At 71.7% G+C, this 20869-nt stretch carries 21 protein-coding genes; 17 read left to right on the forward strand and 4 right to left on the reverse strand.

Annotated elements, in window-relative coordinates; translation table 11 throughout:
- The first annotated feature begins 286 nt into the window (after positions 1-286).
- From ABZV34_RS11795 to ABZV34_RS11850, 12 genes are all read left to right on the forward strand, one after another.
- Positions 287-1954: a CTP synthase gene (locus ABZV34_RS11795; protein WP_356273722.1), complete on the forward strand. Its 1668-nt coding sequence runs from the start codon at positions 287-289 to the stop codon at positions 1952-1954.
- A gap of 110 nt (positions 1955-2064) precedes the next feature.
- Complete coding sequence (locus tag ABZV34_RS11800) at positions 2065-2691, forward strand: NUDIX hydrolase (RefSeq protein WP_356273724.1); 627 nt, start codon at positions 2065-2067, stop codon at positions 2689-2691.
- A gap of 236 nt (positions 2692-2927) precedes the next feature.
- A complete protein-coding gene (locus ABZV34_RS11805; RefSeq protein ID WP_356273726.1) occupies positions 2928-5009 on the forward strand; it encodes a tetratricopeptide repeat protein in 2082 nt (693 codons plus the stop codon).
- Between the two features lie 163 nt (positions 5010-5172).
- Positions 5173-6297: an alanine dehydrogenase gene (ald, locus tag ABZV34_RS11810; protein WP_356273728.1), complete on the forward strand. Its 1125-nt coding sequence runs from the start codon at positions 5173-5175 to the stop codon at positions 6295-6297.
- 424 nt (positions 6298-6721) lie between these two features.
- Positions 6722-7849: a ParA family protein gene (locus ABZV34_RS11815; protein ID WP_356273730.1), complete on the forward strand. Its 1128-nt coding sequence runs from the start codon at positions 6722-6724 to the stop codon at positions 7847-7849.
- The gene (locus tag ABZV34_RS11820) at positions 7834-8415 is read left to right on the forward strand and encodes a hypothetical protein (protein WP_356273732.1); all 582 of its coding nucleotides are present in this window, start codon (positions 7834-7836) and stop codon (positions 8413-8415) included. The genes ABZV34_RS11815 and ABZV34_RS11820 overlap by 16 nt, the downstream gene beginning before the upstream one ends.
- Before the next feature lie 18 nt (positions 8416-8433).
- Positions 8434-9687, forward strand: coding sequence for a segregation/condensation protein A (locus tag ABZV34_RS11825; protein ID WP_356273734.1), 1254 nt, complete (start codon positions 8434-8436; stop codon positions 9685-9687).
- Positions 9684-10340 (forward strand): SMC-Scp complex subunit ScpB, encoded by a 657-nt coding sequence (scpB, locus tag ABZV34_RS11830; protein WP_356273736.1) that lies wholly within the window; start codon positions 9684-9686, stop codon positions 10338-10340. The genes ABZV34_RS11825 and scpB overlap by 4 nt, the downstream gene beginning before the upstream one ends.
- A complete protein-coding gene (locus ABZV34_RS11835) occupies positions 10340-11590 on the forward strand; it encodes a pseudouridine synthase (protein WP_356273737.1) in 1251 nt (416 codons plus the stop codon). Before scpB ends, ABZV34_RS11835 begins: the two co-directional genes overlap by 1 nt.
- A gap of 450 nt (positions 11591-12040) precedes the next feature.
- Positions 12041-12802, forward strand: a complete 762-nt coding sequence (locus tag ABZV34_RS11840; RefSeq protein WP_356273739.1) for an NUDIX domain-containing protein — start codon at positions 12041-12043, stop codon at positions 12800-12802.
- Complete coding sequence (locus tag ABZV34_RS11845; protein ID WP_356273741.1) at positions 12802-13827, forward strand: ADP-ribosylglycohydrolase family protein; 1026 nt, start codon at positions 12802-12804, stop codon at positions 13825-13827. Before ABZV34_RS11840 ends, ABZV34_RS11845 begins: the two co-directional genes overlap by 1 nt.
- Positions 13828-13833: 6 nt before the next feature.
- A complete protein-coding gene (locus ABZV34_RS11850; protein ID WP_356274176.1) occupies positions 13834-14604 on the forward strand; it encodes a nucleotidyltransferase domain-containing protein in 771 nt (256 codons plus the stop codon).
- Here ABZV34_RS11850 and ABZV34_RS11855 read toward each other — a convergent pair.
- From ABZV34_RS11855 to ABZV34_RS11870, 4 genes are all read right to left on the reverse strand, one after another.
- Positions 14509-15273, reverse strand: a complete 765-nt coding sequence (locus ABZV34_RS11855; protein WP_356273743.1) for a nucleotidyltransferase domain-containing protein — start codon at positions 15271-15273, stop codon at positions 14509-14511. The genes ABZV34_RS11850 and ABZV34_RS11855 overlap by 96 nt on opposite strands.
- Before the next feature lie 22 nt (positions 15274-15295).
- Positions 15296-15733 carry a Rieske (2Fe-2S) protein gene (locus ABZV34_RS11860; RefSeq protein ID WP_356273745.1) on the reverse strand — a complete coding sequence of 146 codons (438 nt, stop codon included), beginning with the start codon at positions 15731-15733 and terminating at the stop codon, positions 15296-15298.
- On the reverse strand, positions 15730-16314 hold the full coding sequence (locus ABZV34_RS11865) for a DUF6529 family protein (RefSeq protein WP_356273747.1): 585 nt from the start codon (positions 16312-16314) through the stop codon (positions 15730-15732). The genes ABZV34_RS11860 and ABZV34_RS11865 overlap by 4 nt, the downstream gene beginning before the upstream one ends.
- Before the next feature lie 109 nt (positions 16315-16423).
- On the reverse strand, positions 16424-17104 hold the full coding sequence (locus ABZV34_RS11870; protein WP_356273749.1) for a hypothetical protein: 681 nt from the start codon (positions 17102-17104) through the stop codon (positions 16424-16426).
- Positions 17105-17280: 176 nt separating this feature from the next.
- On the opposite strand from ABZV34_RS11870, the gene ABZV34_RS11875 reads away from it, so the two are divergent.
- From ABZV34_RS11875 to ABZV34_RS11895, 5 genes are all read left to right on the forward strand, one after another.
- A complete protein-coding gene (locus tag ABZV34_RS11875; RefSeq protein ID WP_356273750.1) occupies positions 17281-17700 on the forward strand; it encodes a YidB family protein in 420 nt (139 codons plus the stop codon).
- A 122-nt stretch (positions 17701-17822) separates the two neighbouring features.
- Positions 17823-18185 (forward strand): chorismate mutase, encoded by a 363-nt coding sequence (gene aroH / locus ABZV34_RS11880; protein ID WP_356273752.1) that lies wholly within the window; start codon positions 17823-17825, stop codon positions 18183-18185.
- Complete coding sequence (locus ABZV34_RS11885; RefSeq protein ID WP_356273754.1) at positions 18182-19267, forward strand: prephenate dehydrogenase; 1086 nt, start codon at positions 18182-18184, stop codon at positions 19265-19267. The genes aroH and ABZV34_RS11885 overlap by 4 nt, the downstream gene beginning before the upstream one ends.
- A 166-nt stretch (positions 19268-19433) precedes the next feature.
- Positions 19434-20129: a (d)CMP kinase gene (gene cmk, locus ABZV34_RS11890; RefSeq protein WP_356273756.1), complete on the forward strand. Its 696-nt coding sequence runs from the start codon at positions 19434-19436 to the stop codon at positions 20127-20129.
- Positions 20130-20182: 53 nt separating this feature from the next.
- The gene (locus tag ABZV34_RS11895) at positions 20183-20815 is read left to right on the forward strand and encodes a lysophospholipid acyltransferase family protein (protein ID WP_356274179.1); all 633 of its coding nucleotides are present in this window, start codon (positions 20183-20185) and stop codon (positions 20813-20815) included.
- The last annotated feature ends 54 nt before the right edge of the window (positions 20816-20869 follow it).

Here is a 20869-nt window from a genome sequence, read left to right on the forward strand (position 1 = left end):
CCGGGCTCGGCAGCGAGTGTCCGAGCAGGATACGACGCACGTGGAAGATCCGCGTGCCGCTCCCGGTATCCCGGGTGGGCCGATCGAGTGAGTGGCGTGCGGGGTTCGTGTCGACGTGTGTGCGGAGCGTGGTCGGAAGCGGTCTCGCCGGGTCGCTGATACCCTGGTAGCCCGTGGACCGGTGGGCAGGAAACCCCCGAACCGCAGCGACGGCACCTCCGAAGAATTCTCGGACACCACGCCGGTACGCACCCCAGACCGCGACCACGGGAGCCCCCTCTTGGCCATGCCGCCCGCCGCTTTCCGAAGCAGCAACGCCACGACGACCAAGCACATCTTCGTCACCGGGGGTGTCGCCTCCTCCCTCGGCAAGGGTCTGACCGCCTCGAGCCTGGGCGCCCTGCTCAAGGCGCGCGGGCTGCGGGTCACCATGCAGAAGCTCGACCCGTATCTGAACGTCGACCCCGGCACCATGAACCCGTTCCAGCACGGTGAGGTGTTCGTCACCAACGACGGCGCCGAGACCGACCTGGACATCGGACACTACGAGCGCTTCCTCGACGTCGACTTGGACGGCTCCGCCAATGTCACTACAGGACAGGTGTACTCGACGGTCATCGCCAAGGAGCGGCGCGGCGAGTACCTGGGCGACACGGTGCAGGTCATCCCGCACATCACCAACGAGATCAAGCACCGTATCCGCCGCATGGCCACCGACGACGTGGACGTCGTGATCACCGAGGTCGGCGGCACGGTCGGCGACATCGAGTCGCTGCCGTTCCTGGAGACCGTCCGCCAGGTCCGTCACGAGGTCGGCCGCGACAACGTGTTCGTCGTGCACATCTCGCTCCTCCCGTACATCGGCCCGTCCGGCGAGCTGAAGACGAAGCCGACCCAGCACTCGGTCGCGGCGCTGCGCAACATCGGTATCCAGCCGGACGCGATCGTGCTGCGCGCCGACCGCGAGGTACCGACCGCCATCAAGCGCAAGATCTCGCTGATGTGCGACGTGGACGAGGCGGCCGTGGTCGCGGCCATCGACGCCAAGTCGATCTACGACATCCCGAAGGTCCTGCACACCGAGGGCCTGGACGCGTATGTCGTCCGCAAGCTGGACCTGCCGTTCCGCGACGTGGACTGGACGACCTGGGACGACCTGCTCGACCGGGTGCACAACCCCGAGCACGAGATCAACATGGCGCTGGTCGGCAAGTACATCGACCTGCCCGACGCCTACCTCTCGGTCACCGAGGCGCTTCGCGCCGGCGGCTTCGCGAACAAGGCCCGCGTGAAGATCAAGTGGGTCGCCTCGGACGACTGCAAGACCCCGGCGGGCGCGGCGAAGCAGCTCGGTGACGTCGACGCGATCTGCATCCCCGGCGGCTTCGGCGACCGCGGTGTGTCGGGCAAGGTCGGAGCGATCCAGTACGCCCGCGAGAACAGGATCCCGCTGCTCGGCCTCTGCCTCGGCCTGCAGTGCATCGTGATCGAGGCCGCCCGCAACCTGGCCGGCATCCAGGACGCCAACTCCACCGAGTTCGACTCCGCCACCGCCCACCCGGTCATCTCCACCATGGCCGAGCAGCTCGACATCGTGGCCGGCGAGGGTGACATGGGCGGGACGATGCGCCTGGGCATGTACCCGGCCAAGCTCGCCGAGGGCTCCATCGCGCGCGAGGTGTACGACGACAAGGAGTACGTCGAGGAGCGCCACCGGCACCGCTACGAGGTGAACAACGCCTACCGCGGCGAGCTGGAGCAGAAGGCCGGTCTGCAGTTCTCCGGCACCTCCCCGGACGGCAAGCTCGTGGAGTACGTCGAGTACCCCCGCGAGGTGCACCCCTACCTGGTCGCGACCCAGGCGCACCCCGAGCTGCGCTCCCGTCCGACCCGCCCGCACCCGCTCTTCGCCGGGCTGGTGAAGGCCGCGGTGCAGCGCAAGACGGGCAAGTAGCACCAGGGTTGTACGGTGGCCGGGGTGTGTGCCTCGCGGGGCGCGCACCCCGGTCTCGGTCGTTTTCGTCACCGGGACCGGTTTCTTGTGCACGTGTGGGAGGACAGGGCATGACGATCAAGGACACCGCCGAGGAGTGGGAGATCAGGGCCACCGCGATCCCCTTCGTCGGCAACAAGACCTCCGTCCGTACCGACGACGTGGTCATGCCCGACGGATCGGTCGCCCGGCGCGACTACCAGGTCCATCCCGGCTCCGTGGCCGTCGTCGCCCTCGACGACCAGGACCGGGTGGTGGTGCTGCGCCAGTACCGGCACCCGGTGCGTCAGAAGCTCTGGGAGATCCCGGCCGGCCTGCTCGACGTCCCCGGCGAGAACCCGCTGCACGCCGCCCAGCGCGAGCTCTACGAGGAGGCGCACGTCAAGGCCGAGAACTGGCGCGTGCTGACCGACGTCTACACCAGCCCCGGCGGCTGTTCCGAGGCCATTCGTGTCTTCCTCGCCCGCGACCTCTCCGAGGCGGAGGAGCAGCGCTTCGAGGTCGAGGACGAGGAGGCCGACATGGAGCTGGCGCGGGTCCCCGTGGGCGAGCTCGTCCGGGGTGTCCTCGGCGGCGACCTCCACAACGACTGTCTCGTGGTCGGCGTCCTCTCCCTGCTCGCCGCGCGCGCCGGGGACGGACTCGACGCGCTGCGTCCGGCCGAGGCGCCCTGGCCGGCGCGTCCCTTCGAGGCCTGACAGGCCCGCAGCGGCGCCCTGGGCGCCCTTCGCGGGGATCTTCGGTGTCCTCGGCGCTTCCGGGGTCCTCCGGGGCCTCACCGCACGCCCATCCGGTCCTACGATCGGCTGATCCGATCGAGGGATGTCTCCGCCGTGCTCCGCACGGTTCGTCGCAGAGCGTGAACTAGGCTCTGGAAACGTCCGAACCGGAGTCCCGGCGGGCTTGCGCGTGCAGTGGGACGGGAGTGTGGCCCGTGACAGATCAGGCGGTGGACACGGATGGCGCGAAAGCGCCGTCGGCAGGGCGGCCTCCGGCTGCCGGGTCCGCTCCTACCAAGGGTCAGTTCCTCGGCCGTACAAGAGAGTTGAAGGAACTCCGGGCCGACATCGAACGGACCGGACTGGACACCCTGGCGGGGCGCAAAGCCCCCCGCGCGCGGGTGCTGCTCATCGCGGGCAAGCCCGGTTCGGGCCGCTCCGCGCTCGCCGAGGAGCTCGTGCGGCAGGTTGCCGAGAGTTACCCGGACGGGGTGTTGCGAGCCCGGCTGGCCGAACCCGACGGCACCCCGGTGCCCACCGAGCGCACCGCGCGGGAACTCCTCACGGCCCTCGAACTGCCCGCGCCGCCCGGAGCCGGCGCCGAGGACCTGAGCGCGGCGGTGCGCGACGCCCTCGCCGCCCGGCGCGCCCTGCTCCTGCTCGACGACGCGGCCGACGCCGAGCAGGTCGACGTCCTGCTGCCCGACACCCCCGAGTGCCTGGTGGTCGCCGTCTCCGGAGGGCCGCTGACCGGCATCGCGGATGTCCGTCCCTGCACCCTGGGCGGCCTCGACACCAAGTCCGCGCTGGAACTCCTGGAGCGCTTCGCGGGTTCGGTCCGCATCACCGTCGACCCACTCGCCGCCGAGGGGCTGGTCGAGGAGTGCGCGGGCCAGCCCGGCGCCCTGGTGCTGGCGGGCGGCTGGCTCGCGGCACGCCCCACCTCGGCCGTCGCCGACCTCGCCAAGCAGCTGCGCGCGGACGGCGAGGAGGGCTCGCCGTCCGCCCGGATCTTCCGGCTCACGTACACCGGGCTCCCCGCGGCCGCCGCGCGGACCCTGCGACTGCTCTCGCTCGCGCCCGCCGGGCTCGTCGACCCGCACACCGCGTCCGCGCTGGCCGGCTGCTCGGTCGGCGCCGCCCGCGGCGCGCTGGACGACTTCGCCGCGCTCGGGCTCCTGCGGCCGGTCGAGTCGCCGCTGCCGCAGTACGAGGTCCCCGGCTTCCTGCTGCCGCTGCTGCGCGCCCTCACCGAGAGCGAGGACCGCCCGGCCGAGCTGCAGCTGGCCCGCGCCCGGATGCTGGAGCGGACCGTGCGGCTGCTGGTGTCCTGTCGCGCGATCACCGAGACCGACAGTTCGCCGGCCCGCGAGAAGCTCGCCGGGATGCCCCGCGCGCTGCGCTTCCCGAACCCCAGGGCGGCCGAGGACTGGCTGCGGATCCGGCAGCCCGCGCTGCTGGCCGCCGCCCGGACCGCGGTCGCCGACGGCGAACTGGACACCCTGGCCCGCCGTCTGATGGCCGCCCTGGTGCGGGCGCTGGTCGTCCACTTCGGCACCCGGGCCGCGGCACCCGAGCTCTACGGCATCCACCGGCTCGTCCTCGACGTCGCCGAGCGCCGCAGGCTGCCCCGGGAGCGGGCCGCGGCTCTGCTGAACCTGGCCGACCTGGACGAACGCACCGGCCGCACCGCGGCGGCCCTCGCCCGCTACCGGGCCGCGCTCGACGCCGCGCGCGAGGCGAACGACCCGTACGCGATCGGCCGGGCGATGGAATCCGTAGGCGGCGCCCACCTGGAGCTCGGGGACTTCGACCGGGCCGCCGACTGGTACGGCCGGGCCCTCGCCCAGCGCCTGGCCCGCGACGAGCGGCTGGACGCCGCCCGGCTCTACGGCCGGATCGCCACCGCGCACACCTACGCGGGCCGTTACGGCGAGGCGCTGCGCAACTGGCGCGCCGCCGTCACCGGACATCGCAGGAACGGCGATGTGGCCTCCCAGGCACGGGCGTTGAGCGAGCTGGCGCGCGTTCAGGAGTACGCGGGGCGGCCGGAGGAGTCGCTGCGCACCTGCCAGGACGCCGTCGAGTGGGCCCGCCGCGCCGAGGACCTGCGGCTGCAGGCCGCGCTGCAGCTCAGGCTGGCCGACACCCTGGACCGGCTCGGCGACCCCGCCGCGGCCCAGCTGCACCGCGGGGCGGCGGAGCGCATGCTGGGTGATGAGCTCCCGGAGAGCTCGATGCCCATGGAACAGGACGCTAATGCCTGCGAAATCCGCAGTGCATCCGCAGAAGATTGATGCATTGAAAGGCTAGACAGAGAGAATCCCTTCATTAGACTGGCTCCGCTGCGTTCTTTCGTGGTGTCTCCCGGCGCGCCCGTGCATCCGGGTATGACATGCATTGCCCCGGCTTGCGTCGCCCCGGCCGTGCACAACCCCAGAACCCTCTGAGTCAAGGACCGTGATCGACGTGAAGGTCGGTATCCCCCGCGAGGTCAAGAACAACGAGTTCCGGGTGGCCATCACCCCCGCCGGCGTCCACGAGCTGGTGCGCCACGGCCACCAGGTCTTCGTCGAGCAGAACGCCGGTGTCGGCTCCTCGATCACGGACGACGAGTACGTCTCCGCCGGTGCGCAGATCCTCCCCACCGCCGACCAGGTGTGGGCCACCGCCGACCTGCTGCTGAAGGTCAAGGAGCCCATCGCGGAGGAGTACCACCGCCTCCGCAAGGACCAGACGCTCTTCACGTACCTCCACCTGGCCGCCTCCAAGGAGTGCACGGACGCGCTCCTGGAGTCCGGCACCACGGCCATCGCGTACGAAACGGTCGAGCTGCCGAGCCGCGCCCTGCCCCTGCTCGCCCCGATGTCCGAGGTCGCGGGCCGGCTCGCCCCGCAGGTCGGCGCCTACCAGCTGATGCGCGCCAACGGCGGCCGCGGGGTGCTGCCGGGCGGCGTTCCCGGCGTGCTGCCCGCCAAGGCCGTCGTCATCGGCGGCGGCGTCTCCGGCTGGAACGCCGCGCAGATCGCCATCGGCATGGGCTTCCAGGTGACCCTGCTCGACCGCGACATCAACAAGCTCAAGGAGGCGGACAAGATCTTCGGCACGAAGATCCAGACCGTCGTCTCCAACGCCTTCGAGCTGGAGAAGGCCTGCCTCGAGGCCGACCTCGTCATCGGCGCCGTCCTCATCCCGGGTGCCAAGGCCCCGAAACTGGTCACCAACGAACTCGTGTCGCGGATGAAGCCGGGAAGTGTCCTTGTCGACATCGCGATCGACCAGGGCGGCTGCTTCGAGGACTCGCGCCCGACCACGCACGCCGAGCCGACCTTCCCGGTCCACAACTCGGTCTTCTACTGCGTCGCCAACATGCCCGGCGCCGTGCCCAACACCTCGACGTACGCGCTGACCAACGCGACGCTGCCGTACATCGTGGAGCTCGCCAACCGCGGCTGGGCCGAGGCCCTGCGCCGCGACCCCGCGCTGGCCAGGGGCCTCAACACGCATGAGGGCAAGGTCGTTTACCGCGAGGTCGCCGAGGCGCACGGTCTGGAGCACGTGGCGCTGGAGTCCCTGCTCGGCTGACCCCGCACGGCCGGGCCGCCGACGAGCGGTCGCGGACCGGCCGCCGAGCAAAAGGCGATACGTCAACACAGGTCGTCAACGTCCCGCATCCGGCCGGACCTTGCCCAGCAAGGTCCGGCCGGATGTGTGTCGGGTCACTTTGCGACACTCGTTCAACTCGCCACGAACGTAACTCTTCGACCGATTCGCACACCGGTGAAACCTGCTGTGCGACGGCCTTACGCCCTTGACAGAGGGGTGTTCGGTTGCCGACACATCGGGTCGGGTCCGGCGGATTGTGTTGCTGCGGAGTGGTGACACGCCATAGAGTCGCCAACCGTCGGCATGGTGCCACGCTGACCTATCGAGAAGTTTCCTGGTCACCAAGGAGGTAAGACGACTTGTGAATGAGTCGACATTTACTCCCGGGGGTGGTCAACCAGGAATGCCGGCGCGGGGCCAGGGCCCCACGGGGCTCGAGGCTGTCGGCTCCGTCGCTGTCCGAACCTTCGCAGCCCATCAGAGTCCCCGGATGACTCAGAGAGCACACCCGAGCATGGATGGCCATCACGTGAACGCCATGGCCGGCAACGGAAGTGGCCAGAACCGCACCCACTTCGCCGACTACGACGAACTGCCCGAGGGGCACTTCTACGACCCCGACGCCGAGTACGAGCCCGATCCGGAGTACGCGGCCACGCTCGCGCCCGACGCGGCCCGCCAGCGCCGTGAGCGCGTGGGCCCGACCGGACGCCCGCTGCCGTACTTCCCGATCCCGGGCCCGCTGACCGATCACGGCCCCGCGAAGATCATCGCGATGTGCAACCAGAAGGGCGGCGTCGGCAAGACGACGTCGACCATCAACCTGGGTGCCGCGCTCGCGGAGTACGGACGCCGGGTCCTGCTCGTCGACTTCGACCCGCAGGGCGCGCTCTCGGTCGGTCTCGGCGTCAACCCGATGGAGCTCGACCTCACCGTCTACAACCTGCTCATGGAGCGGGGCATGGCGGCCGACGAGGTGCTCCTGAAGACGGCGGTCCCGAACATGGACCTGCTGCCCAGCAACATCGACCTGTCCGCCGCCGAGGTGCAGCTCGTCTCCGAGGTCGCGCGCGAGTCCACGCTGCAGCGCGCCCTGAAGCCGCTGATGGCCGACTACGACTACATCGTGATCGACTGTCAGCCCTCGCTCGGCCTGCTCACCGTCAACGCCCTGACAGCGGCGCACAAGGTGATCGTGCCGCTCGAGTGCGAGTTCTTCGCGCTGCGTGGTGTCGCGCTGCTCACCGAGACCATCGAGAAGGTCCAGGAGCGGCTCAACCCCGAGCTGGAGCTCGACGGCATCCTCGCGACCATGTACGACTCCCGCACGGTGCACAGCCGTGAGGTGCTCGCCCGGGTGGTCGAGGCCTTCGACGATCACGTGTACCACACGGTGATCGGCCGGACCGTCCGCTTCCCGGAGACCACCGTCGCCGGTGAGCCGATCACCACGTACGCCTCCAACTCCGTCGGTGCCGCCGCCTATCGCCAGCTCGCCAGGGAGGTGCTCGCCCGGTGTCACGCCGAGTGAGTCTGCCGGGGGCCGACGAACTGTTCCGCACCACCGGGGGCATGGCGCTCCAGTCCTCCACTCCCACTCGCCGGACCAACGGTGAGGCCCGTGTGCCGGCTCCGGCCGGCGAGAGCGATCCGGCCGCCGGGGCGGAGGACGCGCCGCACTCGGTGCCCGTACAGGGCGGCGACGGCGAGGGCGACGAACACGTCGCGGCCGACTCCGCCGCCGACACGGGGGAGTCGCGCAGCCGGGGTACGGCTCCGGAGCGCTCGGCGCGGCGCCAGGCGACGCAGGAAGGTTCTGGCGCCGGTTCCGCCGCCGCCCAGCAGCAGTCCCGCAAGCGTCAGCGCGCCGCCAACCGGCGGCCCAGCGGGCGGGAGCGGCACGACGAGAAGATCACGGTGTACGTGTCCGCCGAGGAGCTCATGGACCTCGAACACGCCCGTCTGGTGCTGCGCGGGGAGCACGGGCTCGCGGTCGACCGCGGGCGGATCGTCCGTGAGGCGGTCGCGGTCGTGCTCGCCGATCTCGAATCCCGTGGGGACGCGAGCATTCTCGTACGACGGCTCCGCGGGCGGTAGCGGTAGCCTGCGACGGCTATGACCTCGAACGACGCCCCCGTCCCCGCCGCCGGCTCCGCCGGTCGCCGACGTGCGCTCGGCCGAGGACCGGGGGCCGGTCCGGCTCCCGACGCACCGCCCGCCGGGGAACCGGCCGACGAATCCGCCGGGGAGTCCGCCGAGGAGTCCGCCGAGCCGGGGATTCCCGAGGAACCCGAGCCGCCGACCGGCCCGACGCCGCATCCCGGCCCCGAGTCCTCTCCCGCTCCGGACGGCCAGGAAGCCGGAGCCGGATCCGAGACGTCGGTCACACCTGGGACATCCGCCGGCCTCGGAGCCCCCGCCGGCCCGGGAGCCCCCGCCGGGACCGGGTCGCCAGCCGGCGCGGAAGCCGGGACCGTCGTCGAACCGGGCGTTCTCGCCGAAGCCGAAGCCGAAGCCGAAGTCGAAGTCGAACCCGAACCCGAACCCGGTGACGGGGTCTTCAAGGTGCGGCTGGCCAACTTCGAAGGGCCCTTCGACCTGCTGCTGCAGTTGATCTCGAAGCACAAGATGGACGTCACCGAAGTGGCGCTGTCGCGGGTGACCGACGAGTTCATGGCGCACATCAGGGCGATGGGACCGGACTGGGACCTCGATCAGACGACCGAGTTCCTGGTCGTCGCGGCGACCCTGCTCGATCTCAAGGCCGCGCGGCTGCTGCCCGCCGCCGAGGTCGAGGACGAGGCGGACCTGGCCCTGCTGGAGGCCCGCGACCTCCTCTTCGCCCGGCTGCTGCAGTACCGCGCGTACAAGCGGATCGCGGACATCTTCAACGCCCGCCTCGACGAGGAGGCCCGCCGCTACCCCCGTACCGTCGGTCTCGAACCCCACCACGCCGAACTGCTGCCCGAGGTCGTCATCAGCATCGGGGCGGAGGGATTCGCCAGGCTCGCCGTGAAGGCGATGCAGCCCAGGCCCAAGCCGCAGGTGTACGTCGACCACATCCATGCCCCGCTGGTCAGCGTGCGGGAACAGGCGGAGATCGTGGTGGCGCTGCTGCGCGAACACGGGCAGGCCAGCTTCCGCGACCTCGTCGCGGACACCGCCGACACCCTCACCGTCGTGGCCCGTTTCCTGGCCCTGCTGGAGCTCTACCGGGAGAAGGCGGTCGCCCTCGACCAGGAGGAGGCGCTGGGGGACCTGCTGGTGCGCTGGACGGGCGGGGACAGCGCCGAGGAGCCCAGGGTGACGGACGAGTTCGACCGGCCGCCCGAGACGGCGAAGGAAGACGCCAGGAAGGAGAAGGCGTGAGCGAGCACACCAGCGGGATCCCGGCGGGCCGGGACACCGTCGCCGACCTCGACCTCCGGCCCGCCCTGGAGGCCGTCCTCATGGTCGTGGACGAGCCCGCGACCGAGGAGCACCTCGCGAAGATCCTCGAACGGCCGAAGCGGCAGGTCAGGGACGCGCTGCGGGAGCTGGCCGACGAGTACACCGTCCAGGGCCGCGGCTTCGAGCTGCGGCTCATCGCCGGCGGCTGGCGCTTCTACTCCCGGCCCGCGTACGCGGCGGCCGTGGAACGCTTCGTCCTGGACGGCCAGCACGCCCGGCTCACCCAGGCCGCGCTGGAGACCCTGGCGGTCGTCGCGTACCGCCAGCCGGTCAGCCGTTCCAGGGTCTCGGCGGTCCGCGGAGTCAACTGTGACGGGGTGATGCGCACCCTCCTGCAGCGCGGTCTGGTCGAGGAGGCGGGCACGGAACCCGAAACAGGTGCGATCCTGTACACGACGACGAACTACTTCCTGGAGCGAATGGGCCTGCGCGGTCTGGACGAGCTCCCGGAGCTCGCGCCCTTCCTCCCCGAGGCGGACGCGATCGAAGCCGAGACGCTGGAAGGGGTCCCGTCGTTCCATCCGGATGCACCGGACGCAGATGCAGACGACACGACGACGACGGAACTTTGATGCGAAGCAGTGGCAGTGGCAGGAACAGCGGGCGCGGCAATCCCCGGGGGACCGGCGGGGGTGGCTCTCAGCCGAGGAGCGGCGGGGGTGGCTCTCAGCCCCGTAGCGGCGGGGGCGGCTCTCAGCCGAGGAGTGGCGGGGGTGGCTCTCAGCCCCGTAGCGGCGGGAGCGGTTCGCAGCCGAGGAGTGGCGGGAGCGGTTCCCAGCCGAGGAGTGGTGGGGCCGGTTCCCAGCCCCGGAGCGGCGGAGGGAGCGGCGACGACAGGCCGAAGCGCGCCGGCAATCCCCGTCCCGAGGAGCGCCGCTACGACGTAGGTCCCGGCGCCACCCACGAGGGGCCGAAGTCGGGGCGCGGCAACGCGGCCCGCGGCGGCGCCAAGGGCGGCCCCAAGCAGGGCCAGCAGCGCGGCGGCCGTACGGAGCCCGCGCGCTCCCGTGAGTACGAGACGCGGGCCGAGGAGCGCAACCGGGACCGCTACGCGGGCAAGCCCGAGGTGAAGCTGCCCAAGACCTTCCCGGGCGCCGAGCAGGAGGGCGAGCGTCTGCAGAAGGTGCTCGCGCGCGCGGGCTACGGCTCCCGGCGTGCCTGTGAGGAACTCGTCGAGCGGGCCCGGGTCGAGGTCAACGGCCAGATCGTCACCGAGCAGGGGCTGCGCGTCGACCCCGAGAAGGACGAGATCCGGGTCGACGGTCTGACCGTCGCCACGCAGTCGTACCAGTTCTTCTCGCTGAACAAGCCCGCCGGTGTCGTCTCCACCATGGAGGACACCGAGGGCCGGCAGTGCCTCGGGGACTACGTGACGAACCGCGAGACGCGGCTCTTCCACGTCGGGCGGCTCGACACCGAGACCGAGGGCGTCATCCTGCTCACCAACCACGGCGAGCTCGCGCACCGGCTGACCCACCCGAAGTACGGCGTGAAGAAGGTCTACCTCGCGCACATCGTCGGCCCGATCCCGCGTGACCTGGGCAAGCGGCTCAAGGACGGCATCCAGCTGGAGGACGGGTACGCGAAGGCGGACCACTTCCGCGTCGTCGAGCAGACCGGCAAGAACTACCTGGTCGAGGTGACCCTCCACGAGGGCCGCAAGCACATCGTGCGCCGCATGCTCGCCGAGGCCGGCTTCCCGGTGGACAAGCTCGTACGCGTCGCCTTCGGCCCGATCACCCTCGGCGACCAGAAGTCGGGCTGGCTGCGCCGCCTGTCGAACACCGAGGTCGGCATGCTCATGAACGAGGTCGACCTCTAGATCGTCCGTCGTTCGCGACACCCGCCGGTTCGCGACACCCTTCGTTCGCGACCTCCGTCGTTTCGGCCGGTCCCGGGAGTGCCCCGGGGCCGGCCGACGCGTTTGCGCCGCCGGGCGGCGGTCCGGGTGACCGTGCAGGCGCGGCCGTGGTGACCCTCACGGCTCCGGAGAGGCGCGGGGTCATCCCTTTCCTCGCCCCCCGGTTCCACGGCCGTCAGAGGGGCCCCAGGAGCCGCCACGGCTCCGTCATGCACGCCCGCCGTCGTGCGCCCGGCTCGGAACCGGGGCGGATCTCCGGCGTCCGGAGGGTTGTGGGCGCTCCCCGTGCTCTTTATAGTCTCAGTGACTATTACTCGTGACCGCGGCGGCCACCGCCCGTGGTGATCCCCGCTCCCGGTGATCCCTCGATCGGGCCGGCCGTGCGTCGTGCGGACGTGGAGGCGGGGCCGGGTGGGTGCGCGCGTGCGGCAGGGCAGCCCGTCCGGCGGCGGTGCCCCCGAGGGCTACGACAAGTACGCGTTCGAACCCTTCGCCGTGACCGTGGACCTGGCCGTCCTGACGATCCGCGCCGACGTGCTGGAGGTCCTGCTCGTCGAGCGGGGGCAGGAGCCGTACGCGGGCCACTGGGCGCTGCCCGGCGGGTTCGTGCTGCCGGCCGAGTCCGCGGAGACGGCCGCCCGGCGCGAACTCGCCGAGGAGACCGGTCTGTCGGACGTCTCGCGCCTGCACCTGGAGCAGCTGCGCACCTACAGCGACCCCGACCGCGACCCGAGAATGCGGGTCGTCTCCGTCGCGTTCGCCGCACTGCTCCCCGACCCTCCCGAGCCGCACGGCGGCGGTGACGCGGCGCAGGCCCGCTGGCAGCCGTACCGCACACCCGGCCCGCTCGCCTTCGACCATGACCGCATCCTCGCCGACGCCCACGAACGCGTCGGCGCCAAGCTCGAGTACACCTGTCTCGCCACCTCCTTCTGCCCGCCCGAGTTCACCCTCGGCGAGCTGCAGCGGGTCTACGAGACGGTGTGGGGCACCGCGCTCGACCGGCCCAACTTCCGGCGCAAGGTCCTCGCCACGCCGGGCTTCGTCGAACCCGTCCCGGGGGCCGCTCGCCTCACCGGAGGGCGCGGCAAACCCGCCGCCCTCTACCGCGCGGGCGGCGCCACCGCCCTGCACCCGCCCCTGCTGCGTCCCCCTTCGGAAGGACGGCCCTGATGACCACCACCCCGACGCTCGCGAAGCACGCCGCCACCGGGACCCTGCTCGGCCTCGCCCTCGGCGACGCGCTGGGATTCCCGACCGAGTTCAACGACATACCGTCGATCCTCGCCAAGTGCGGCCCCTGGCGGGAGATGGCACTGCCCAGGCCCGCGATCGTCACCGACGACACCCAGATGACACTGGCGCTGGGGCGGGGTCTGCGCACGGCCATGGACCGCGGTCTGCTCGGACCGCTGCGGATGGAACGGCCGGTGCGCGAGGAGTTCGTGGACTGGTATCTGTCGCCGGAGAACAACCGCGCGCCCGGCCGCACCTGTCTCGTCGCCTGCAACCTCCTGAAGGACGAGAGCCGCCCCTGGCAGGACGCCAGCCAGATCGGCTCCAAGGGGTGCGGCGCCAACATGCGCGTGGCGCCGGTCGGTCTCGTACCGGGCCTGAGCGACGAACAGCGGGCGGGAGCCGCGCAGTTGCAGGCGGCGCTCACCCACGGCCATCCCACCGCGCTCGCCGCCTCCGACCTCACCGCCCACGCCGTCCGGCTCCTCGTCCAGGGTGCCGAGCCCGCGGATCTGGTCGGGCTGCTGCGCGCGTACGCCGAGGAGAACCGCGGCCACTACCACTCCCGTTGGCTCGGCGACCTGTGGACCCGCAGCCAGGACCCCACGCCGGAGCACTTCATCCAGCGCGGCTGGGACGATTGCCTGGGCGTGCTCGACCGGCTCGGGGACGCGCTGCGTTCCCCCTCTCCCGAGACCGACCCCTGCCTTGCCACCGGAGCGGGCTGGATCGCCGAGGAGGCGCTCGCCACCGGCCTGCTCTGCTTCCTGCTCTTCGTCGACGAGCCCGTCACCGCGCTGCGCCGGGCGGCCTGCACCTCCGGCGACTCCGACTCCATCGCCTGCCTGACGGGCGCGTTCGCGGGTGCCCACCACGGCTCGGACGTCTGGCCGACCGAATGGGCCGACCGCATCGAATACCAGAGCGACCTCATGTCGCTGGGGGCGCTCTGGGATGCTTGACCGATGATCGACGACGTTCTGGACATCGACCTCTCGGGGGTGGTGGCCGAGCAGCCCGACCCGGTGTTGTTCGCCACCATCTCCGGGGCACACCTGTACGGCTTCCCGTCGCGCGACTCGGACGTCGACCTGCGGGGCGTGCACCTGCTGCCGACGGCCGACCTGGTCGGGCTGCGCGAACCGGAGGAGACCCGGTCGCGGATGTGGGACCGGGACGGTGTCGAGATGGACCTCGTCACCCACGACGTGCGCAAGTTCGTACGTCTGATGCTGCGGCGCAACGGCTATGTGCTGGAGCAGCTGCTCTCACCCCTGGTCGTGCACACCGGCGAGGCCCACCGCGAGCTGGTCTCGCTCGCCCCGGGGACCCTCACCCGTCATCACGCGCACCACTACCGGGGGTTCGCCACGACACAGTGGCGGCTCTTCGGGAAGACCGGTGAACTCAAGCCGCTGCTCTACACCTTCCGGGTGCTGCTCACCGGCATCCATCTGATGCGCAGCGGCGAGGTGCAGGCCGATCTGCGCGCGCTCGTCGCGGAGGCGGGCGCTCCGTCGTACCTGCCGGATCTGATGGCGGCGAAGACGGAGCGGGAGCACGGGGCCGCGGACGTCGACCACGCACGAGTGGCGGACGACGCGGAGCGGCTGCACGCCCTGCTGGACGCGGCCCAGCAGGCCTCAGCGCTGCCGGACGCCCCGTCCGTGCACGACGCCCTGCACGCGTTCGTCGTCCGGGTGCGTCTGGCCGACGCCGGGGTCGGCGCGACGGGCTGAGGCACGGCGCGCACCGACCAGGAAGTCCTCGACGCGGGCGTGGTCCGGCTCGGCCGGCAGGGGACTGCGCGCGCCGGACTCGTCCGCCTCCGCGGCCAGGCGGCTCATCCACGTCTCCACCCGGCTCCACGGGACCTCGCCCCGCTTGACGGCGAGCAGCGGTTCGCGCTGCTCGCCGACGTCGAGGGTCAGGGCACCGGTGCGCAGCAGGTCGCGGGAGGACGTGAGGAGGCGGAGCAGGTGCATCGCGTGCTTCCAGCGCGGTGCGCCGTACCGGCGGACGTCGGCCTCCAGCTTCTTGAGCTGGCCCTGCGCATAGCGGGCGAACGTCTCGTGGACCCGGCGGGAGAGGAAGGCCTCGCGCAGGTCGAGCAGGGCGCGGCCCGTGTCGTCGGCGTACTCGACGAGGGGGGAGTGGAGGCACTCCAGGATGTTCGGATTGGCGCGCAGCGCGAGGACGCAGAACCGCTCCAGCTCCCAGCTGAACTGCTCCTCGGCCGGGCCCTCGACGTGCGTCGGCGGCTTCTCGAAGCGCCAGAACAGCGGAGCCGGGGCGAGGAACACGCCCCGGCGGTCCGTGTCACTGTCGTCGGTGGCCAGGCCGAAGGCGCGCGACCCCATCACGCAGGAGTAGATCGTGTGGTCGCGCACCAGGGCCTCGGATCGCATGTCCCGGAGCGTACGTGGTGGTTCAGGCCAGGCGAATCGAGTTTCCCTCCACGGTGATGTGCTCGGCGGGCAGGGGTCTCGGGGCGGGGCCCGCCACCACCGAGGCGTCGGTGATGCGGAACTTGCTGCCGTGGCAGGGGCAGTCGATCGTGCCGTTGGCGACGGTGCTCACGGTGCAGCCCTGATGGGGGCAGACCGCGGAGAAGGCCTTGAACTCGTCCTTGGTGGGCTGGGTGACCACGATCTTGCGGTCCTTGAAGATCTTGCCGCCGCCGACCGGGATGTCGCCGGTGGTGGCGAGCTCGGTGCCGCCGGCCGCGCCGGACGCGGGCGATGAGGCGGGCGCTGAGGCGGACGGCTGTGAACTGCCGCCGCTGTCGCCGTACTTGCTGCACCCCACGAGCAGGGCGGCGGCCGCGCCCGTGCCGAGAACGGTGCGCCGCGCCGGGGGGTTGGTCATGTCGTCACTCCGAACGTACGGAAGAACCAGAGAGCCGACGTCAGCCAGATGACGGTGAGGACCACGAAGACGAGTCCTCCGGCCACGGGCAGCAGCCAGCCGGGCAGTCGCTCCGAGCGGAGCAGGAGCATTTTGGCACTGAATGCCCCGAAGAAGAAGCATCCCAGGAGCGAGTGCCACAGCACGCGCGGCTCGTACGTCTGGAAACCCAGCGCGTAGAGGCAGTGCACCGCGACGGGGACCGCCACCAGGAAGGCGACCCGTCCGGACCAGCGGTGCAGGGCCGGCGCCCAGCTCGGCCCCGGCAGTCTCCCGTACACCATGAACGCCGAGACCAACTGGACGAGCGCGAAGGCGAACGCCGTGCTGGCCAGCCACGACTTCACCGCGCTCGTACTGCTGAACCCCGCGAGATTGAAGGCGGTCCCGGTCGGGTGGTGTGTCCTGCCGTACGCGCCGAGGCCGACCGCGACCGCCGCGGCCACCAGGGCCGGGACGAGATAACGGGCCGGGTGCGGGCGGCGGTGGGCGGGCAAGGGAGCGGGGTAGCCCTGCGTGGCGGCGTTCGGATCCGCGGTCATATCGGCTCCTGGTCGGGAATGGGCCGGGAAAGGGCCGGGAAAGGCGTCGTGGTCCCTGGCCGGGAAGGGCCGGGAAAAGGGCGTGGAGCGGGTAAGGGCGTCGAACCGGTCACGGAGTGACGGGGCGTGCGGTGAGTTTCTGCCCGTCGACCGTGACGGCGCCGGTCCCCGGGTCGATCACGGGTGCCGCGGACGGTTCGCCGTCGCGGTCGAGGATGCCGACCTGCTTGCCGCCGGGCAGCACGATCCAGCCGCCGTCCAGTTCGGCGCCGCGCACCGTGGCCGTCGCGCGGTAGAGCCCGGACGGCTTGACCGCCCTGTCGGCGGTGAAGGCGTAGTGGCGGCCGCCGAATTCGACGGTGCCGCGGATCCGTCCGCCGTCCCGCAGCGTGCCGTCGAGTCCCGCGCCGTTCTTTCCGGTGAGCCGCAGGGTGCCGTCGTCCCTGACGTCGCCCTTGAGCCACGACTCCTTGTCGTGGCCGTCGCAGAAGTACGCGATCGCGCGGCCGTCGCGCAGCGAGACGGCGACGGCCGAGGAGTCGTCGTCGGTGCGGCCCGCGTAGTCGGCGTTCGGAACGGGGCTCGCGGACGGCGACGCGGACGGTGACGGCGACGGGCTCGGCGGTGAGGTGGATCTCCCGGGTGTCGCGCTCGCCGGCGGCGCGGTGCCCGGCGTCCGCGGGCGGGACGACGACGCGTTCCTCACCCCCGTCGTCGCGTTGAGCGACAGCATGAACACGGCGAGAAGCAGTCCGGCGAGCAGAGTGAGCAAGGGTCCTGGGCGCTTCATGCGGGCCTCCCCCGAGGCGGTCTTCTGCCATCAGAGCGGACGGGCGCCCCGGCGTCCAGAGGCGCACGGGCGCATTCTCACTACAAGTGGCGGAATGAGGCGATTCAAGTGACATTGGCTGAGTCCCAGGCCGGGGACGACCCGCCCCGGCCGCACTCTTCGAAAGGCGTCGCCCCATGGCGGACAACGATCTCGGCAGCCTGCTCGGCGGTCTCCTCGGCGGTGGGCAGGGAGCTGCCTCCGGCGGGGGCGACATCCTGGGCTCGCTGCTCCGGTCCCTGACCAACGGCCAGGGCGGCGGCGGCAACCCGCTGGGCGGCCTGCTGGACATGCTGAGCAAGTCGGGCCTGATGGACCAGGCGCAGTCGTGGATCGGCACCGGGGAGAACAAGCCCGTCTCCGGCGAGCAGGTCGCGCAGGCACTGCCCGCCGACACCCTCCAGAAGATCGCCGCCCAGACCGGGGTCAGCTCGGAGAAGGCCGCGGACCAGATCGCCCAATACCTGCCGCAGGCGGTCGACAAACTGACCCCCGGTGGCGAACTGCCGCGGTCCGGCGCCTCCCTGGAGGACCTCATCAAACAGCAGTCGCTCTGATCCGTGGCCGTAGGCCGGCGCGCGGTGCCCGTCTCGTCAAGCGGGCGCCGCGCACCGGCGCGCCCGCGGGCTGACTACGCTGGTGTGGCAGACGTGTACGCAGATCAGCGAGGAGCATTGCCGTGGCGGTACGAGCGGTCCGGGGCGCCGTCCAACTGGAGCGGGACGAGGCCGGCCACATGGAGGAGCGGGTCGGCGAGCTGCTCACCGCCGTCCTGGAACGGAACGGTCTCACCGCGGACGACCTGATCAGCGTCTGGTTCACCGCGACGCCCGATCTGCACAGCGACTTCCCGGCGGCCGCGGCCCGCAAGCTGGGCATCGTCGACGTACCGCTGATCTGCGCGCAGGAACTGGACATCGAGGGCGCGATGCCCCGCGTCGTACGGATCCTCGCGCACATCGAGTCCGACCGGCCCCGTGCCGACATCGCGCACGTCTACCTGGGTGCCGCGGGCGCCCTGCGCAAGGACATCGCCCAGTGAGAACCGCACTCGTCATCGGAACCGGTCTGATCGGCACGTCGGCGGCGCTCGCGCTCGCCCAGCGGGGCGTCGTCGTCCACCTCACCGACCACGACCCGCAGCAGGCCCGCACGGCGGCCGCGCTCGGCGCCGGCACCGACGAGCCGCCCACCGGGCCCGTGGACCTCGCGATCGTCGCGGCCCCGCCCGCGCACGTGGCGGCGACCCTCGCGGACGCCATGCGGCGCGGGGCCGCGCGCGGCTATCTCGACGTGGCGAGCGTCAAGGGCGGCCCGCGCCGTGAGCTCGAGGCCCTCGGCCTAGACCTCTCGGCGTACATCGGCTCGCACCCCATGTCGGGCCGCGAGAAGTCAGGTCCGCTGGCCGCGACGGGTGACCTCTTCGAGGGCCGCCCCTGGGTCCTGACGCCCACCCGGGACACGGACACCGAGGTCCTGAACCTCGCGCTGGAACTGGTGTCGCACTGCCGCGCGCTCCCCGTCGTCATGGACGCCGACGCCCATGACCGGGCGGTCGCGCTCGTCTCGCACATGCCGCACCTGGTGTCCAGCATGGTCGCCGCGCGTCTGCAGCACGCGGAGGAGGCGGCCGTACGGCTCTGCGGGCAGGGCATCCGCGACGTGACCAGGATCGCGGCCTCGGACCCCCGGATGTGGATCGACATCCTCTCCGCGAACCCGGGACCGGTCGCCGACCTCCTCGCGGACGTCTCCGCAGACCTCGACGAGACGGTCCTGGCGCTGCGCGCCCTCCAGTCCTCCGACGAGGCCAAGCGCCGCGAGGGCGCCGGCGGCATCGAGGACATGCTGCGCCGGGGCAACGCGGGCCAGGTACGGGTCCCCGGCAAGCACGGCGCCGCTCCGCTGACGTACGAGACGGTCGCCGTCCTCATCGACGACCAGCCGGGCCAGCTGGCCCGCATCTTCGCCGACGCCGGGGCGGCCGGCGTCAACGTCGAGGACGTACGGATCGAGCACGCGACGGGCCGGCAGGCCGGTCTGGTCCAGCTGATGGTCGAGCCGAAGGCCGTGCCCGTGCTGAGCGCGGCGCTGCGGGACCGGGGCTGGGCGCTGCGCCAGTAGGGGACCGGAGAGCGCGGGGCCCTCGCGGGCACGGGCCGGGGAGAGCGGGTGCGGGGGGTGCGGCGAAGAGGCCAGTAATACGGGGTCCGGGGAACCAGTAACCTTGTGCGGGGCGCGTTCGCGTCCCGCACAGACCTCCACCCCGCACCAGGAAGGTGTCTCCACCGTGGAAAACGGCTCCGCCCGGACCGCCCCGGCAGTGATTGTCGCCATCGACGGCCCCTCCGGCACGGGCAAGTCGAGCACCTCCAAGGCAGTGGCCGCGCAGCTGGGCCTCAGCTACCTGGACACGGGCGCGCAGTACCGGGCGATCACCTGGTGGATGGTGAGCAACGGCATCGACATCACGGACCCGACGGCGATCGCCGCCGTGGCGGGCAAGCCGGAGATCATCTCCGGCACCGACCCGTCCGCGCCGGCCATCTCGGTCGACGGGACCGACGTCGCGGGCCCGATCCGCACCCAGGAGGTCACCTCCAGGGTCAGCGCGGTCAGCGCGGTGGCCGAGGTGCGCGCCCGGATCACCGAGCTGCAGCGTTCGATCGCCGCGGGCGCGGAGGACGGCATCGTCGTCGAGGGACGGGACATCGGCACCACGGTGCTGCCCGACGCCGACCTGAAGATCTTCCTCACCGCCACCCCGGAGGCGCGCGCCGCCCGCCGCAGCGGTGAGTTGAAGGGCGCCGACGTCCAGGCGACGCGGGAGGCCCTGCTGAAGCGGGACGCGGCCGACTCCAGCCGCAAGACCTCCCCGCTCGCCAAGGCGGACGACGCGGTCGAGGTGGACACCTCCGACCTCACGCTCCAGCAGGTCATAGAGTGCGTCGTCACCCTCGTCGAGGAGAAGCGGGCCGCCAAGTGACCCCACCCTCCGAGAGAGGCGCCGAGATCGGGCGCCGTATCGGCGTCGGACTGATGTACGGCCTGTGGAAGCCGCGCGTGCTCGGCGCCTGGAAGGTCCCCGCGACCGGCCCGGCGATCCTCGCCGTGAACCACTCGCACAACATCGACGGTCCGATGGTCATGGGCGTGGCACCCCGGCCCACACACTTCCTGATCAAGAAGGAAGCGTTCATCGGCCCGCTGGACCCCTTCCTGCTCGGTATCGGGCAGGTCAAGGTCGACCGCACGACCACCGACCGCACGGCGATCACCCAGGCCCTCGGCGTCCTCTCGGCCGGCGGGGTGCTCGGCATCTTTCCGGAGGGCACCCGCGGCGAGGGCGACTTCGCCTCGCTGCGCGCCGGGCTCGCCTATTTCGCGGTCCGCAGCGGCGCCCCGATCGTCCCGGTGGCGGTCCTGGGAAGTGCCGGGAAGAGCAGCCGGCTGACCAGGGGGCTCCCCCCGCTGCGCAGCCGGGTCGACGTCGTCTTCGGAGACCCCTTCGAGGCGGGCGACGGCAGCGGGCGACGTACACGCAAGGCGCTGGACGAGGCGACCACGCGCATCCAGAAGCAGCTGAGCGCCCACCTGGACCATGCCAGGCGTCTGACCGGACGCCCGGAAACCGCCGGGCGCCCCACCGGGCCCTGGGCGACACTTGAGTAGTGGATCACCCGATGTGCGGGCGGTCCACCGATCACCACGAATGAACGACGAGGT

This window comes from Streptomyces sp. NPDC005195 (assembly GCF_040608315.1).
Lineage (GTDB): Bacteria > Actinomycetota > Actinomycetes > Streptomycetales > Streptomycetaceae > Streptomyces > Streptomyces kaempferi.

Bases quoted from the DNA above. Each gene is read 5' to 3' on its own strand.
- ABZV34_RS11795 (WP_356273722.1), top strand. From the start codon at position 287: ATGCCGCCCGCCGCTTTCCGAAGCAGCAACGCCACGACGACCAAGCAC.
- ABZV34_RS11800 (WP_356273724.1), top strand. From the start codon at position 2,065: ATGACGATCAAGGACACCGCCGAGGAGTGGGAGATCAGGGCCACCGCG.
- ABZV34_RS11815 (WP_356273730.1), top strand. From the start codon at position 6,722: ATGCCGGCGCGGGGCCAGGGCCCCACGGGGCTCGAGGCTGTCGGCTCC.
- ABZV34_RS11825 (WP_356273734.1), top strand. From the start codon at position 8,434: ATGACCTCGAACGACGCCCCCGTCCCCGCCGCCGGCTCCGCCGGTCGC.
- ABZV34_RS11835 (WP_356273737.1), top strand. From the start codon at position 10,340: ATGCGAAGCAGTGGCAGTGGCAGGAACAGCGGGCGCGGCAATCCCCGG.
- ABZV34_RS11845 (WP_356273741.1), top strand. From the start codon at position 12,802: ATGACCACCACCCCGACGCTCGCGAAGCACGCCGCCACCGGGACCCTG.
- ABZV34_RS11855 (WP_356273743.1), bottom strand. From the start codon at position 15,273: ATGCGATCCGAGGCCCTGGTGCGCGACCACACGATCTACTCCTGCGTG.
- ABZV34_RS11860 (WP_356273745.1), bottom strand. From the start codon at position 15,733: ATGACCAACCCCCCGGCGCGGCGCACCGTTCTCGGCACGGGCGCGGCC.
- ABZV34_RS11865 (WP_356273747.1), bottom strand. From the start codon at position 16,314: ATGACCGCGGATCCGAACGCCGCCACGCAGGGCTACCCCGCTCCCTTG.
- ABZV34_RS11870 (WP_356273749.1), bottom strand. From the start codon at position 17,104: ATGAAGCGCCCAGGACCCTTGCTCACTCTGCTCGCCGGACTGCTTCTC.
- ABZV34_RS11875 (WP_356273750.1), top strand. From the start codon at position 17,281: ATGGCGGACAACGATCTCGGCAGCCTGCTCGGCGGTCTCCTCGGCGGT.
- ABZV34_RS11895 (WP_356274179.1), top strand. From the start codon at position 20,183: ATGTACGGCCTGTGGAAGCCGCGCGTGCTCGGCGCCTGGAAGGTCCCC.